Here is a 14707-nt window from a genome sequence, read left to right as displayed (position 1 = left end):
GGGGCGTCTCCTTGCGTGTCCTGTGGCTGAGAATCAGATCGGAGTTGATGAGCTGAATTTTAGGCGGAGAAGGAAAGAGTTTAAGGAGGTCAAAAGCGGTCAGTCGTCCTCGAGGCTTGCCAGGCGAAAAGAACTCTCCGGGACATCCTTCGGATTGTCGGCGTGAGACTCGATGAGCCAGCCTTGGTCGATCAGTTCGAAGATCTCCTGACGCCATGTGGGCACCTTGGCCACGCGTTCGAGCTGGTCAGGGCTCGCTGGCCATGGACTTATGTGAAGTAGATACTCGATCAAACGCTCCGCCGGACTCGCGCCCTTCACGGACTCCAGCGTCTCCTCGCTTACGGCGACATCGCGCTCCAGCTGGTCCGATGTAAGGCGGTAGCAGGCTTCGGGACCCGAACCTTCCATCGATATCTCCCACCCCACCTGGCGAAGTTCGCGGATTCGCCTGGGCCAGGCACGTATGGCCGCGACGCCTTCAAGCCGGTGAGGTGGTATCGACTCCCCCGGATGATTGCGGAAGTACAGCAGCAGCGAGGAGCGGGCTCCTCCCAGGACGCTTTGCCGGATCTCGGCGAGAGCGTCACGCGAATCGGCCATTCGCTGCCCGATTTTCGCAGCGATTTCTAACCATTCCGTAGCTCGGGGGGAGCCCCGCTGCCGGGCATGCCGGACGAGACCGAGTGTGTCTTCGATGGCGCTTTCGACCTTCGCAAGTTCGTGGTCGAGAGCGTCTACATCCTGATCCTGCTGATCATGGCTTGGAGTCGACAATAGACGAGGCCAACCTATATTCGGATTATCGGATCAGTGGGCTGATCATTAATATTTCTTGAGGTGACGTGTAGACATCGCCGTTACCTGTTCTTCAGGCTGCAAGCTCATCCGGAACGAGGTAACGAAATCTACCGAAGCCATGCTCGGTCGATCTCTTATGTGTCGGAAGTTTAGGTCTACGGGTGACTCGGTGTCAACGAAGAAATTGTTGTGATCCGTGTATGTGGGGTAGCGGAGAGTGAATTTATGGGGAAGTGTATGTCTGGTTGGGTTTAATGGGATGGTTTGTCACGCTCTGTCCGATCGATTTTTGTTTGGAATTGATTGCTTTTGTCGGGTGTCGATCGGTGAATGGTGTTCGGTCGGAAGTAGTGCCGACTCTCGCGTCGGACCGGCAGCGCGACCCGCGCGGCGTGTGTGGTTTGGAGCCCGGGAGGGGGAATAGCGAGGTACCGGATTTACCTCTTCAGAAAAGGGGAACGGTCGGCTGATGCGTGAGCGGAGATCAGGGAACCGTTCCGTCTCATTCCGTGACTCGACTGTTGCAAAACGTGACCTCGGCTATGAAGCTGAGGGCCATGAGTGAGGATATGCATCCCCTGCCACGCCGCCGTTTCAACGTCGACGGTGGACCGAACGGTGGCGTTGACAGCGCGGGCCATTGCCGTGGTCGATCCCTGCGGCGAGTCGGTCGGCGCTTCGGCACAGCTGGATGGCTCACCGGACGGTCCGGTCGTTACGGCGTCCTTGGGCCGGGGTGGCCGGGTCGATCCGCCGCGAAAGCGCCGTGGACGGAGGCCAGCCGCGGCCAAGGAATCGCAACCGGCCAGGCCAGGCGTCTCTCCGTAGGGTTGGGGGTGTCCCTTGACAGCTTGGGCGACTCACCGGCCAGCGACGACCAGGTGCGCCTGCTGGAAGGGGTCACCGATATGCTCACTTCACAAATGGGCGAGTAGCGGCGCGCGGCGGAGGACGCTCAGGTCGAGACGCGCAGAGCGTGCTGCATCGCGTTGACCAGCGTCGTGATCGGGATCGCGGGGCTCGTCATCGGGGTGTCGAGGATCCTCCTGTCCCTCTGACGGGCGCCGGCGCCCTCACCCCTCCACCGGCAGGTTCAACTCCACTCGCAGATCGTCCGGGTTCATGTCCGGGGACGGTTCGGTGAGGTAGACCTCCCACTGGATGGTCGCGGGGGTGTGGCCCTGGTCGCCCACCCAGGCGAAGAGGCGGGCCCAGGAATCGGCGAGCTTGTCGAAGCCTCCCGCGTGGACCATGCGGGCGACGCGGCCGGCGGGGAGGCTGCCGGGCGCGACGTCGCCGGACGGGTCGACCGGGTGGTCGGTGGGGAAGCCGACCTCGATGTCGACGGGCTCACTGGGCATGCCGCGGAACAGGCCGAACGCGGGACCGGTGATCTGAACCCCCTGGGCCGCGATGGCCGGGGCGAGCGTTCGGAACGAGCTGTCGAAGAAGGCCGGGAGGTCGTCCTGGGCGACGGTGCCGCCTATGACCGCCGTGGTGATGCTCTCGATGGTGACGATCACCGGCTCGAACTCCGACTCGAAGCCGGCGGGGCCGCTGGAAGACTGCTGCATCGTGACGCCTCTCATGCAGAGGGTGTGTACGTGGGTGGCGACTCCGGCCGCGCCCGGAATTCATCGCTGGACTCCGTCGCCCGTCGGGCACGCCCCACATCCCTCCGCACCCACGCGCCCAACAGGTCCCCGCACCGCGGCGGGCTACCATCATCCCCATGACAGCCGGGAACACGGGACGCAAGCGCCCCACGATCAGCGACGTCGCCCGACGCGCCGGCGTGACGAAGGGCGCTGTTTCGCGGGCGCTGAACAGCGGTACCGGCGTCAGCACCGGCACGCGCGAGCGCATCCGCTTGGCGGCGGTCGAGTTGGGGTGGAGCCCGAGCTACGCCGCTCGGGCGCTCAACGGAAAACCGCTCGGCACCATCGGCCTGGTGGTGCGCCGCTCGCCGGAGATCCTGGACTTCGACGCGTTCTTCCCGTCGTTCCTGTCCGGCATCGAGTCCGTACTTTCCGGCGAGGAGCACGCCACGGTCATCCGCTTCGTGCCGGACGCCCAGACCGAGGCCGCCACCTACGAGCGGCTGTTCGGCGACCGCTTCGTCGACGGTTTCCTCGTCACCGACCTGCGGGTGGACGACGAGCGCCCTGCGATGCTGCACCGCCTGGGCGCTCCCGCCGTCGTGGTCGGCGCGCCCGAGGGCTCCTCGGACCTACCCACCATCACCAACGACGCCGAAGAGGCGATCCGCGGCCTGGTGCGCCGCTTCGCCGACGCCGGCCATCGCCGCATCGCCCACGTCCAGGGCGACCGCCACATGCTGCACGCGCTTCAGCGCCGCCGCCACTGGGAGCAGGCGATGGGCGAGTTCGGGCTCGAACCCGGACCGGTGGAGCACGGCGGCTACACCATCGTCGGAGGGGCCCAGGCCACCGAGCGCATCCTCGCGCGCAGCGGCGACGAGCGTCCCACCGCCGTCTTCTACGGCAGCGACCTCATGGCCATCGGCGGGTACTCGGTGCTGGGCGAGGCCGGCCTGGCCATCCCCGCCGACGTGGCGGTGGCCGGGTTCGACGACATCCCCCTGGCGTCGTTCGCCTCGCCGCCGATGACGACCGTGCGCAGCAAGCACCGCGCCCTGGGCAGCGCGGGCGCGCGCATCCTGCTCGACATGCTCAAAGGCCAGGCGCCCCCGCTGTCGACCGTGCTGACCGGTGAGCTCTGCATCAGGGATTCGTCCGGCGACCCGGTGTAACACGTGTAACGACTCTGTAACCCCCTCTCCTGTGTCGGAGTGATCTCCCCTACACTCACGCGGTAAACCGGTTTACTTACGTATCCAGGGCCTCCTGAGCAGCACCGGCCCACCAGCCCCGCCCCCGCCCCCCGACTCGCCGGCCATGCGGTCCCCGGGTCGGCCGTCCTCGTGCCACCCGCCGAAGACGGCGCCTGGCCGACATGGCCACAGAGAAACGGAGATGGTCGTGAAGATTCCCGCCAAAGCAGTACTGTCCGCCTCCACCGCGCTCGGTCTCGTCGCCGCGCTGACCGCCTGCGGCTCCGGCGAGGAGTCCGGAGACCAGACGCTGACCTACTGGGCCAGCAACCAAGGGGCGAGCGTGGAGGAGGACAAGAAGGTCCTCAAGCCCGCGCTCGACCGCTTCACCGAGAAGACCGGCGTCGAGGTCGAGCTCGAGGTCATCCCCTGGAGCGAGCTCTACAACCGCATCCTCACCGCTGTCAGCAGCGGCGATGCACCCGACGTGCTCAACATCGGCAACACCTGGGCGGCCAGCCTGCAGGAGACCGGCGCCTTCGTGCCCTACGAGGGCGCCGACCTGGAGGCGGTGGGCGGCAAGGGCCGCTTCGTCGAAACCAGCTTCGCGACCGGAGGCGCCGAGGGCGAGGCGCCGACGTCGGTGCCGCTCTACGGCCTGTCCTACGCGCTGTTCTACAACCCCACCATGTTCGAGGAGGCGGGCATCGAGGAGCCTCCCGCCACCTGGGAGGAGTTCGTGGACACCGCGAAGAAGCTGACCAAGGACACCGACGGCGACGGCAAGCCCGACCAGTACGGTCTGGCGATGGAGGCCGGCAGCGAGCGGCAGAACTCGCATTTCGCCCACATCCTGGGACAGCAGTACGGCGGGCAGCTCTGGAAGGACGGGCCCAACTTCTCCTCCGGCGAGCAGGTCGAGGCGGTCAAGATGTGGGTCGACATGATGGCCGAAGAGGAGATCGTCGACCCCAGCAACGCCGAGTTCAGCGACGGCACCCAGTCCATCGGCGACTTCGTCGACGGCAATGCGGCCATGATCATGATGCAGGGCAGCGCCCGCACCACCATGGCGGCGCGCGACTTCGACAACTACGAGGTCGCCCAGGTCCCGATGCTCGACCCGCTGCCCGGTGAGCCCATCCAGAGCCACGCGGCCGGCATCAACATCAGTGTCTTCAACGACACCGAGAACAAGGAGGGCGCGCTGCAGCTGGTCAAGCACCTGACCAGCCCCGAGGAGCAGGTCTACCTGTCGCAGGAGTTCCAGACGCTGCCGGTGGCCACCAAGGCCTACGACAGCGAGGAGCTGCAGAGCGAGTCCATGGACACCTTCCGCACCATCCTCACCGAGCACGCCTCCCCGATGCCGCTGATCCCCGAGGAGGGCCAGATGGAGACGGTCCTCGGCGAGTCGATCGCCGGGCTCTTCGCCGACGCGGCGACCGGCAGCAAGGTCACCGAGGCCGACGTCCGCAAGGCCATGAAGGAAGCCGAGACGCAGATGGACGCCGCGAACTAGGCAGTGCGGTCCCCCGGCCGCCCCGTCCCCCTGCGGCGGGGCGGCCGTTCGATGGAGGCGCTAAATGTCGACGACTGAAGAACCGCGGTCCCGTGCGGCCGAGGAGGACCCGCCGGGGGCCGCCGGCCCCGCGAGCGGGCCCCGCCGGCGGCGCCTGCGCCGCCAGGGCGTGCTCCTGCCCTACGGCATGGTGCTGCCGGCCGCGGTCCTGGAGTTGCTGATCCACATCATCCCCATGATCCTGGGGATCTACATCGCGTTCACGTCGCTCACGCAGCTGACCATCCGCAACTGGACGTCGGCGCCGTTCGTGGGCGTGGAGAACTTCGTCCGAGGGCTCGACCCCTCAGGCGCGCTCGGCTCGGACCTGTTCCAGAGCCTGTTCCGCACCGCGGTGTACACCGCGCTCGTGGTGGGGCTGTCGTGGGTGCTGGGCATGGCGGCCGCGGTCTCGCTGAACACGAAGTTCCGCGGTCGCGGGGTGCTGCGCACGCTCTTCCTGGTGCCCTACGCCCTGCCGGTCTACGTGGCCGCCATCATCTGGGCGTTCATGTTCAACCACCGGGACGGCATGATCAACCGGCTGCTGGTCCAGGACCTCGGCCTGCTCGACGACCGGCCGTTCTGGCTGATCGGCGAGAACGCGTTCTGGGTGCTGGTGGTGGTGTCGGTGTGGCGGCTGTGGCCGTTCGCGTTCCTGATGCTGCTCGCCGCGCTGCAGAGCATCCCCGAGGACATGTACGAGGCCGCGGCCATCGACGGGGCGTCGACCTGGAAGCGGTTCACCGGCATCACGATGCCCATGGTGCGTCCGGCCAACGCCGTGGTGCTGCTGGTCATGGGGTTGTGGACGTTCAACGAGTTCAACATCCCCTTCCTGCTCTTCGGCGACACCTCGCCCGACAGCGCCCGCCTGATCTCGCCGCTGATCTACGAGCACTCCTTCGTCAATTGGAACTTCGGACTGGGCGCCGCGATGAGCGTGCTGCTGCTGGTGGCGCTGATCATCGCCTCGGCGGTCTACGTCCGGATGGTCCTGCCCAAGGGGAGCAGCAATGACTGAGACACCGGGTTTCCGCTGGTTCCGCCGGATCACCCTGACCGTCCTCACCGTGTTCACGGTCATGCCGCTGTACGTGCTGGTGGTGACGTCGGTCAAGCCGCTGGAGAACGTCCGGGGGCTGTTCACCTGGGTTCCCGACCGCATCACCTTCCAGCCCTATGTGGACATGTGGTCGACGATCCCGCTGGCGCGCTACCTCACCAACAGCCTCATCGTCACGATCACGGCGACGATCCTGGCGCTGATCGTCGCGGTGCTGGCGGCCTACCCGCTGGCGCGGCTGCGGTTCCGCGGAAAACGCCTGTTCAGCATGACGGTGCTCTCGACGCAGATGTTCCCGGGCATCCTGTTCCTGCTGCCGCTGTTCCTGATGTTCGTTCAGGGCGAGGAGCTCCTCGGCATCCAGCTGACCGGTTCCTACTTCGGGTTGATCATCACCTACCTGACCTTCGCCCTGCCGTTCTCGATCTGGATGCTGGCCGGGTACTTCCAGGCCATCCCCGAGGGCCTGGAGGAGGCGGCGATGATCGACGGCACCAGCCGCATCGGGGCCCTCGTCCGGATCATCCTGCCGGTCGCACGCCCGGGAATCCTCGCCGTCGCCGTGTTCGCCTTCATCACGGCGTGGGGAGAGGTGCTGTTCGCCTCGGTGCTGACCGACACCGAGACCCGCACGCTGTCCATCGGGCTCAAGCTCTACACGAGCCAGACCGACACCCTGTGGAACGAGCTGCTGGCCGCGTCGCTGACCATCTCCCTGCCGGTGATCGTCGCGTTCATGCTGGTGCAGCGGCACCTCGTCTCCGGGCTGTCGGCGGGTGCCGTGAAGTAGCCCCCGGTACCGCGCTGCCCGGCCGCCCCGACCGCCCTTGCTAGCGTTGCCGCCGGCGGATCGGCGGGAGGCGGCCGGGCGGCCCTTCGAGCCGCCCAGCCGCGCCCGCGAAGCGGATCGAAAGGCGAGCGAACATGACCGAGGAGGAGAGCCTGCGCAGCCAAACGCCGCCGGACGGGGCGGCGCTGGACTGGTGGCGCAGGCTGACGATCGTGCCCATGATGGCGGCCGCGGGCCTCTTCCTGGGCGCCTATGCCTGGCCGATCATCGACCCCGGCCTCTCCGCGCGCTGGACGTCGCTCTGCGAAGCGGCGATGTTCGGCATCTGGGTGCTGTTCGCCGCCGACTACCTGGTCCGCCTGTACCTGGCGCCGCGGCGCTGGGAGTTCGTCCTGCGGAACTGGTTCGACCTGCTGATACTCGTGGCGCCGATGCTGCGGTCGCTGCGGCTGGTGCAGATCATCGTGGTGCTCAGCCTGCTCAACAAGCGGGCGGGGCTGACCCTGCGCGCCAGCGTCGCCCGCTACGCCGGCGCCGCCGCGGTGCTCGTCGTGTTCTGCGCCGCCCTGGCGGTGCTCGACGCCGAGCGCGGCGCGGCCGGCTCCGTGATCCGGACGTTCCCCGACGCGCTGTGGTGGGCGGCCACCACCGTGACGACGGTGGGCTACGGCGACCTGTACCCCGTCACCGCGGAGGGCCGCCTGGTCGCCGGGGTCCTGTTCACCGCGGGCATCGCCCTGCTGGGTGTGGTCACCGCGACGCTGGCCTCGTGGTTCGTGGAGAAGTTCAACGAGGGCCAGGAGAGCGCCGCGGCCACGCAGAAGCAGATGGCCGAGCTCACCGAGGAGGTGCGCCTACTGCGCGCCGAGCTGGCCGCCGGGGGCACAAGCGCCGCAACCGCCGCCGAGAGGTCCGACGCGGGCCGCTGACCGGAGTTCGGGCTCACCGCTTCCGGCGCTTCCGCGGAGCCGGACCTCTCCTGCACCGCCGAATCCGGGTAGCGGCCCGCTGAGCAGCCGCTCTCGCGCCCCCGGGCACTCCGCGGCCCGGGGGCGCGCCGCGTGGGCCCGCGGCGGCCCGCGTGCGCACGCGCGCCGCCGCGGTGGTCACCCGCCGCTGCAGCCGAGCACTTCGGAGACCTCCCCGGCGGTGCGCACGACGACGGGGCCCAGCTCGAACATGCGGTTCTCGGGCATCCGCGACTCGGGCGCGCTGACGCTGATGCTGCCGGCCACCCCGGACTCGTGGTCGAAGACGGGGGCCGCCACGGTGCGGATACCGGGGGTGCGCTCGGAGTAGGACAGCGCGTAGCCCCGCTCGCGGATCCCCTCCAGCTCGACCCGCAGCCGGTCGGGATCGGTGATGGTCGCCGGAGTGACCGCGTCGATCGTCCCGGCGAGCAGCTCCTCGGCAACCGGGCGGGACAGGAACGCCAGCATGGCCTTGCCCGGCGCGCCGTAGACCAGGGGGATCGGCACCCCCAGTTCGGTATAGGTGCGGCGCAGCGCGTGGTGGCTCTCGACCTGGTCGATCACGGCGCGCTCGTTGCCCGGCAGGAGCTCGTGCAGGCCCACCGTCTCGTCGACGATCGCGCGCAGCTCGCGCATCGCGCCCAGCGCCGCATCGCGCAGCGTCGTGGGGAACGCCCCGCTGCGGGCCAGCTGCACCAGCAGGGGCCCCAGCGCGTAGCGGCGCTGCGCTGTCTGCCGGACGAGCCCGTTGGCCTGCATCGACGCAAGGATGCGGTGGGTGGTGCTGGTCGACAGCCCGGTCGCCCGGGCGATGTCGCTGATGCCCATCTCCGGGTGGCGGGGGCTGAAGCATTTCAGGATCGCGACGGCGCGGTCGATCGCCTGCACCGCCGGTCGTGCAGCCCCGTTGTCCTTCGCACCTGCGCCGGTGCGGCCCTCGGTCGTCTCGCTCAATTCGGCCCAACCCATTGACGTTAACGTGCTTGCAATCGTACGTTCCTGTTATACGGGATCGCATCCCATTATACGGGATAAATCACGGAACAGGTGCGTGGATGAAGCCACTCGACGGATTTCGGGTTCTCGACCTCACCCGCTTCCTCTCCGGCCCCTACTGCACGATGGTGCTGGCGGAGCTGGGGGCCGACGTCGTCAAGGTGGAGCAGCCCGGGACCGGGGACGACTCGCGTCGGCTGGCGCCCAAGGTCAACGGGGAGAGCTACCCCTTCGGCATGCCGAACCGCAGCAAGCGCAGCGTCTCCCTCGACCTGAAGGACTCGCGCGGCCGCGACGCCTTCCAGCGCATGGCGGAGCGCGCCGACCTGGTCATCGAGAACTTCCGGCCGGGTGTGGTCGGGCGGTTGGGCATCGACTACGAAACCCTGCGCGAGGCCAACCCGGGGCTGCTGTACTGCTCCATCAGCGGGTTCGGCCAGAGCGGCCCCTACCGCGACCGGCCAGGCTTCGACATCATGGCCCAAGGCGCGGTGGGCTTCATGCGGATGACCGGCCACCCCGACGGCGGCCCGGCCAAGGTGGGCATCGCGATCAACGACATCGCCGCCGGCGCCACCGCCATCTACTCGATCCTGGCCGCCGAGCTGAACCGGCGCGCCACCGGCGAGGGCGACTACATCGACATCTCCCTCGTCGACGCGGGCCTGGCCTGGACGGTCTGGGAGTCGGGCGCCTACTTCGGCAGCGGCGAGCAGCCCGCGGCGACCGGCACCCGGCACCGCCGTTCCACGCCCTACCAGGCCTACCGCACCGCCGACGGCTACGTCACGATCGGCGCCAACAACGACCGGCTGTGGCGCCGGCTCGTCGTCGACGCCCTCGACCGGCCCGCCTGGCTGGAGGACGAGCGCTTCGCGACCCTCACCGCGCGCATGGAGCACATCGACGAGCTCCAGGAGGAGATCGAGGAGGTCACCGCCGCCCGCACGACCGACGAATGGATCAAGATCCTGGACCGCGCCGGCGTGCCCGGCGGGCCCGTACTCACCTACGCCGAGGCCCTGGACGATCCGCACATCCTCGCGCGTGGAATGATCAGTGAGGTGGATCACCCCATCATCGGTCCAATGCGGACGATATCCCCGCCCGCCAAGTTCGGCTCACTGGAGTTCGGCATCCAGGGCCCCGCCCCCTGGCTGGGCCAGCACACCGGAGACGTCCTCGCCGACGCCGGGCTGAGCGACGCCGAGATCGAGGCGCTCTACGCCGAGCGCGTCGCATTCGACGAGCACCCCGAACTGCACGGAAGGTAGGAGCCCATGTCCGACGACCTCCAGGTGGAGCGCTCCGGCGCGGTGGCGACCCTGACCCTCGACCGGCCCGAGAGCCGCAACGCCATCAGCCTGCAGATGTACCGCGACCTCCCCGGCATCCTGCGCGGCATCGACGACGACCCCCGCGTGAAGGTACTGGTCGTACGCGGCGCGGGCACCAAGGCCTTCGCCGCGGGCGCCGACATCAGCGAGTTCCGCGAGGTGCGCTCCGACGCCGAGAGCGCACGCTCCTACAACGAGCAGGTGGCCGCCGCCGAGCAGGCGCTGGAAGGCATGGCCAAGCCCACCGTCGCCATGGTGCACGGCTACTGCGTCGGCGGCGGCTGCGGTCTGGCCCTCGCCTGCGACCTGCGGTTCTGCGACACCGCCGCGAAGTTCGCGATCACGCCCGCCAAGCTCGGCCTCGTCTACAGCCTGGAGTCCACCCGGCGGCTGGTCGACCTGGTCGGCCCCGCGCAGGCCAAGTGGGTGCTGTTCTCCGGCCAGCGCATGGACGCCGACCACGCGCTGCGCACCGGCCTGGCCGACACCGTGGCCGAACCGGACGAGCTGTCCGGGCTGGTGTACGGCTTCGCCGAGCTGGTCGGTACCCGGGCGCAGTACAGCGTTCGCGCGGCCAAGGAGATCGTGCGCCGCATCGTGGCCGGTCAGCGCCGCGACGACACCGAGACCACCGACCTGCGCAACTCCTCCTTCGACACCGAGGACTACGCCGAGGGCGTGCGCGCCTTCCTGGAGAAGCGCCAGCCGGAGTTCACCTGGTCCTGACGGCGGCGCGCCTCCGCCGCCGCACGGCCCGCAACGCGACTGCGGGGCGCGGACCCGATCCCCGCCCCGCACCCGCCGTCACAGCGACGGCACGCCCACAGCGGAACCCCGCACACCACCCCCCGTAACAGCCACTGTGCCGGCAAGGAGGCACCGCCATGCCGATCAACAAGTCCGTACTGCCACCGGTCCTGGCCTCACTGGCCTCGGCCGCCCTCGTGGCCGCGCTCACCGCCTGCGGCGCGGGCACGTCGTCGGTCGAGGAGAACCCCGACAACTACCCGAGCCGCGAGCTCGATTGGACCATCGCGTTCGGCCCTGGAGGCGGCAACGACATCATGAGCCGCACCATCGTCGAGATCCTCAACAAGGAGGACCTCTACCCCGCCGACATCGTCGTGGAGAACCGCGAGGGCGGCAGCGGCGCCAAGGGATGGGGCCACCTGCTCAGCAACTCCGGCGACCCCTACGTCATCTCCTCCACCTCGGGGTCGTTCATCACCACGCCTCTGCAGGCCGACACGGGCTGGACCCCCGCCGACTTCACCCATATCGGCCTGTTCGCGACCGACGACACGCTCTTCGTCACCCCCGGCTCCAGCGAGCTCGCCACCTGGGACGACTGGTTGGCACACGCTGAGGACGAGGGGAAGGTCACGGTCGGCGGGATCGGCACCGTCAACGTCGACTACATCATCCAGGCCGCACTCGCCGAGCAGGCCGGCTACGAGATCGAGTACGTGCCCTTCAACGAGGAGGGCCAGTTGCAGACGGCCCTGTCGTCGGGCTCGCTGGACGCGATCGTCTCCAACCCCGGCTCGATCATGGGCCAGGTCGAGAGCGGCGACGTCAACCCGCTGCTGTTCACCGGCCAGAAGCGGCTGAAGGCGCTGCCGGACGTTCCCACCGGCGAGGAGCTGGGGTACAAGGACCTGGTCTCGATGCCGCGCGGGCTCATCCTGCCGCCCGACGCGCCCGACTACGCCCGCGAGTGGTGGATCAAGACCATGAAGAAGGTCGTCAAGACCGACGCCTGGCAGGAGTACCTGGACAAGAACTACCTGACGGCGGACGTCCGCTGGGGCGACGACTTCACGTCCTACCTGGACACCACCGGCGCGCGCTTCGAGGAAGAACTGAAGGAGCAGGGGGCCATCTGATGGCGGGGACGCCGACCTCGCGGGTGCGGCTGCCGTTCCAGCGCGCATCCGCCGAACGCACAGGGGGCGATCCCTCCGGGCGGGGCCCGTCCCGCGCGCAACCGGAGGCCGGGGGTTCCGGGCCCTCCGCAAGCCCGCGCCGCCTGCGGGTCTCGGGGGAGACCCTCTTCTACCTCCTCGTGGGCGCGGTGCTGACCGGCTACACGGTCATGGCCTTCGGCATGGAGTGGCAGACGACCGCCGGCCGGGTGGGGCCCGGTCTGTTCCCGCGGATCATCGGCGTCCTGGGCGTCGCCGCGTGCGCGATCTGCACCGTGCAGAGCGTGCTCCGGCGGCGCCCGGAGGGCGCGGACGAGGAGAGCGAGCAGGAGCAGGCCGCGGGTGAGCAGGCCGCGGACGGCGAGCCCGGCGCGGCCGGCGGCGGACAGGCGCGGCGGCGCCACCCCTGGGCCGTGGTGGCACTCTGCGCGATCCTCGTCGCCTTCGTCACCGTGCTGGTGCCCGTTGGCGCGGTGGTCACCGGTTCGGTCGCGCTCATCGCGGCCCTGCTGGTCTGCGACCGGTCGCACCCGGTGCGGTCCGTCGTGATCGGAGCGGTCTTCCCGGTGGCGCTGTACGCCGTGTTCGTGTTCGGCCTCAACGCCCCGCTGCCCGCCGGGATCCTCCCGCTGTACTAGCGCCCATCCGCAAGCCGAGACCGCAGATCCCTCGGAGCCAGCATGGACATCTTCGCCAACCTGGTGAACGGCATCATCGGAGTGCTGTCGCCCACCACCCTCCTCTTCCTGTGCATCGGCGTGCTCGTGGGCATGTTCGTCGGCGCGATCCCCGGTCTGGGCGCTTCGGCGGGGCTGGCGATCCTGCTCCCGCTCACCTTCGGCCTGGATCCCACAACGGCGATCGTCATGCTCGCCGCCGTCTACTACGGCGCGATGTACGGCAACACGATCACGGCGGTGCTGATCAACACCCCCGGCGACTCCGCCGGGGTCGCCACCACCCTGGAGGGCCATCCCATGGCCCAGCAGGGCCGGGCGGGACCGGCCCTGGTGATCGCGGCGGTGGCGTCGTTCGCCGCCGGCACGATCGCGGTCGTCCTGCTCACGGTCACCGCGCCGATGATGGCGGGCGTCGCCGCGTCGTTCGGCCCGCCCGAGCTGTTCCTGCTCGTCGTCATCGGACTGCTCACCCTCATCGTGCTCGTGGGCCGCAACTGGCTGCGCGGTCTGGTCTCGGTGCTGATCGGCTTCGCCATCGGCACCGTGGGGATCGACGTCGGCGGCGGCACGCAGCGCTACACCTTCGGGTCGACCGAGCTGATCAACGGGATCAACTTCATCCCCGTGGCCATCGGCCTGTTCGGGCTCGGTGAGATCCTGTGGACGCTCTACCGCGGCGGACACCTGGACGGCGCCTCGCCGATGCGGCTGGACCGGCGCGCCGGCGCCTTCTGGCCCAGCAGGCAGGAGTGGCGCCAGGCCCGGATGCCGATCGCGCGCAACACCCCGCTGGGGTTCGTGCTCGGCGTGATCCCGGGCGCGGGCGCCACCGTCGCCTCGCTGATCGCCTACAGCGTGGAGAAGGGCCTGTCCAAGCGCCCCGAGCGCTTCGGCAAGGGAGCGGTGGAGGGCCTGGCGGCGCCGGAGTCGGCCAACAACGCCGCGGCGACCGGCGCGATGGTGCCGCTGCTGACCCTGGGCATCCCCGGCTCCGCCTCCACCGCGGTGCTGCTGGGCGGCTTCCTGATGTGGGGACTGCAGCCGGGACCGCTGCTGATGGCCGAGGAGCCGCAGTTCGCCTGGGGCCTGATCGCCAGCATGTACCTCGGCAACGTCATGCTGCTGCTGGTCAGCATCTTCTGCATCCCGATGTTCGCCGCTGTCACCAGGACGCCGTTCCGCACCCTCGGCCCGCTGGTCATAATCCTGTGCGCGTTCGGTGCGTTCGCCGTCAACGGCAGCGTCGTCGAGGTGGGCGTCATGTTCGCCTGCGGGGTGCTGGGGTTCTTCATGCGCAAGCACGGCATGTCGCCGGCGGCGACGGTCATCGCCCTGGTGCTGGGCCCCATCGCCGAGGAGACGCTGCGCCAGACCCTCCTGCTCGACGGCGGTACCGAGGTGTTCCTGCAGCGGACGCCGTCACTGATCCTACTGGGTGTGATGGTCCTGGTGCTGTCTGCGCCGCTGCTGGGGGCGCCGCTCAAGCGCGGTGCGGCCCGCATCGCAGGGCGGCGCCGCGCGGCCGGCGCGGCCGCCGGCGCCGACGGCGAACCCGGTGGCGAGCCGGGCGAACCGGGTGGGCCTGGCGGCTCGGGAGGCGAGCCCGGTGGGCCGGGTGGGCCGGGCGGGCCACACGACGGCCCGGAGGGCGCGGCCGTCGGCGGACCCGGGGACGAGCGCCGGAACGAGGGCTCCGGGAGCGGCTGAGCCGCGAGGAGACCCGATCGCGCCCGCCGGTCCAACCCCCTCCGGGGCCGGCGGGCGCGTCGTGCCCGGTACGGCGCGG

13 protein-coding genes are annotated in these 14707 nt (G+C 69.3%); 10 read left to right on the top strand and 3 right to left on the bottom strand.

Going from position 1 to position 14707, the window contains the following annotated elements; genetic code table 11:
- Positions 1–99 precede the first annotated feature (99 nt).
- Both RM446_RS01120 and RM446_RS01115 read right to left on the bottom strand, forming a co-directional pair.
- On the bottom strand, positions 100–603 hold the full coding sequence (locus RM446_RS01120) for a hypothetical protein (protein WP_311543134.1): 504 nt from the start codon (positions 601–603) through the stop codon (positions 100–102).
- Between the two features lie 1271 nt (positions 604–1874).
- Positions 1875–2375, bottom strand: coding sequence for a GyrI-like domain-containing protein (locus RM446_RS01115; RefSeq protein ID WP_311543133.1), 501 nt, complete (start codon positions 2373–2375; stop codon positions 1875–1877).
- Positions 2376–2533: 158 nt separating this feature from the next.
- Between RM446_RS01115 and RM446_RS01110 the strand changes: the two genes are divergently transcribed.
- The 5 genes from RM446_RS01110 to RM446_RS01090 all read left to right on the top strand — a co-directional run bounded on the left by RM446_RS01110 (position 2534) and on the right by RM446_RS01090 (position 7941).
- Complete coding sequence (locus tag RM446_RS01110) at positions 2534–3574, top strand: LacI family DNA-binding transcriptional regulator (protein ID WP_311543132.1); 1041 nt, start codon at positions 2534–2536, stop codon at positions 3572–3574.
- A gap of 223 nt (positions 3575–3797) precedes the next feature.
- Positions 3798–5117, top strand: coding sequence for an ABC transporter substrate-binding protein (locus RM446_RS01105; RefSeq protein ID WP_311543131.1), 1320 nt, complete (start codon positions 3798–3800; stop codon positions 5115–5117).
- 64 nt (positions 5118–5181) lie between these two features.
- On the top strand, positions 5182–6180 hold the full coding sequence (locus RM446_RS01100) for a carbohydrate ABC transporter permease (protein ID WP_311543130.1): 999 nt from the start codon (positions 5182–5184) through the stop codon (positions 6178–6180).
- A complete protein-coding gene (locus RM446_RS01095; RefSeq protein WP_311543129.1) occupies positions 6173–7012 on the top strand; it encodes a carbohydrate ABC transporter permease in 840 nt (279 codons plus the stop codon). Before RM446_RS01100 ends, RM446_RS01095 begins: the two co-directional genes overlap by 8 nt.
- Positions 7013–7146: 134 nt before the next feature.
- The gene (locus RM446_RS01090) at positions 7147–7941 is read left to right on the top strand and encodes a potassium channel family protein (RefSeq protein ID WP_311543128.1); all 795 of its coding nucleotides are present in this window, start codon (positions 7147–7149) and stop codon (positions 7939–7941) included.
- A gap of 177 nt (positions 7942–8118) precedes the next feature.
- Here the strand turns inward: RM446_RS01090 and RM446_RS01085 are convergent, their stop codons facing one another.
- Positions 8119–8937 carry an IclR family transcriptional regulator gene (locus RM446_RS01085; protein WP_311543127.1) on the bottom strand — a complete coding sequence of 273 codons (819 nt, stop codon included), beginning with the start codon at positions 8935–8937 and terminating at the stop codon, positions 8119–8121.
- A 101-nt stretch (positions 8938–9038) separates the two neighbouring features.
- Here RM446_RS01085 and RM446_RS01080 point away from each other — a divergent pair, with 101 nt between their 5' ends.
- The 5 genes from RM446_RS01080 to RM446_RS01060 all read left to right on the top strand — a co-directional run bounded on the left by RM446_RS01080 (position 9039) and on the right by RM446_RS01060 (position 14628).
- Positions 9039–10253: a CaiB/BaiF CoA transferase family protein gene (locus tag RM446_RS01080; protein WP_311543126.1), complete on the top strand. Its 1215-nt coding sequence runs from the start codon at positions 9039–9041 to the stop codon at positions 10251–10253.
- Positions 10254–10259: 6 nt separating this feature from the next.
- A complete protein-coding gene (locus RM446_RS01075) occupies positions 10260–11042 on the top strand; it encodes an enoyl-CoA hydratase-related protein (RefSeq protein ID WP_311543125.1) in 783 nt (260 codons plus the stop codon).
- A gap of 158 nt (positions 11043–11200) precedes the next feature.
- Entirely contained in the window at positions 11201–12202 is a 1002-nt protein-coding gene (locus tag RM446_RS01070; RefSeq protein ID WP_311543124.1) for a Bug family tripartite tricarboxylate transporter substrate binding protein, read from the top strand.
- Positions 12202–12879: a tripartite tricarboxylate transporter TctB family protein gene (locus RM446_RS01065; protein ID WP_311543123.1), complete on the top strand. Its 678-nt coding sequence runs from the start codon at positions 12202–12204 to the stop codon at positions 12877–12879. Before RM446_RS01070 ends, RM446_RS01065 begins: the two co-directional genes overlap by 1 nt.
- Before the next feature lie 42 nt (positions 12880–12921).
- Complete coding sequence (locus RM446_RS01060; protein WP_311543122.1) at positions 12922–14628, top strand: tripartite tricarboxylate transporter permease; 1707 nt, start codon at positions 12922–12924, stop codon at positions 14626–14628.
- The last annotated feature ends 79 nt before the right edge of the window (positions 14629–14707 follow it).

The organism is Streptomonospora wellingtoniae, assembly GCF_031845375.1.
In the GTDB taxonomy this organism is placed as follows: Bacteria; Actinomycetota; Actinomycetes; order Streptosporangiales; family Streptosporangiaceae; genus Streptomonospora; species Streptomonospora wellingtoniae.
This window is presented reverse-complemented; position numbering and strand designations above follow the sequence as displayed.

What these genes read in the sequence shown, in the direction of transcription:
- RM446_RS01065 (WP_311543123.1), top strand. Translation starts at nt 12,202, where the DNA reads ATGGCGGGGACGCCGACCTCGCGGGTGCGGCTGCCGTTCCAGCGCGCA.
- RM446_RS01080 (WP_311543126.1), top strand. Translation starts at nt 9,039, where the DNA reads ATGAAGCCACTCGACGGATTTCGGGTTCTCGACCTCACCCGCTTCCTC.
- RM446_RS01075 (WP_311543125.1), top strand. Translation starts at nt 10,260, where the DNA reads ATGTCCGACGACCTCCAGGTGGAGCGCTCCGGCGCGGTGGCGACCCTG.
- RM446_RS01120 (WP_311543134.1), bottom strand. Translation starts at nt 603, where the DNA reads ATGGCCGATTCGCGTGACGCTCTCGCCGAGATCCGGCAAAGCGTCCTG.
- RM446_RS01115 (WP_311543133.1), bottom strand. Translation starts at nt 2,375, where the DNA reads ATGCAGCAGTCTTCCAGCGGCCCCGCCGGCTTCGAGTCGGAGTTCGAG.
- RM446_RS01100 (WP_311543130.1), top strand. Translation starts at nt 5,182, where the DNA reads ATGTCGACGACTGAAGAACCGCGGTCCCGTGCGGCCGAGGAGGACCCG.
- RM446_RS01070 (WP_311543124.1), top strand. Translation starts at nt 11,201, where the DNA reads ATGCCGATCAACAAGTCCGTACTGCCACCGGTCCTGGCCTCACTGGCC.
- RM446_RS01060 (WP_311543122.1), top strand. Translation starts at nt 12,922, where the DNA reads ATGGACATCTTCGCCAACCTGGTGAACGGCATCATCGGAGTGCTGTCG.
- RM446_RS01105 (WP_311543131.1), top strand. Translation starts at nt 3,798, where the DNA reads ATGGTCGTGAAGATTCCCGCCAAAGCAGTACTGTCCGCCTCCACCGCG.
- RM446_RS01095 (WP_311543129.1), top strand. Translation starts at nt 6,173, where the DNA reads ATGACTGAGACACCGGGTTTCCGCTGGTTCCGCCGGATCACCCTGACC.
- RM446_RS01110 (WP_311543132.1), top strand. Translation starts at nt 2,534, where the DNA reads ATGACAGCCGGGAACACGGGACGCAAGCGCCCCACGATCAGCGACGTC.
- RM446_RS01090 (WP_311543128.1), top strand. Translation starts at nt 7,147, where the DNA reads ATGACCGAGGAGGAGAGCCTGCGCAGCCAAACGCCGCCGGACGGGGCG.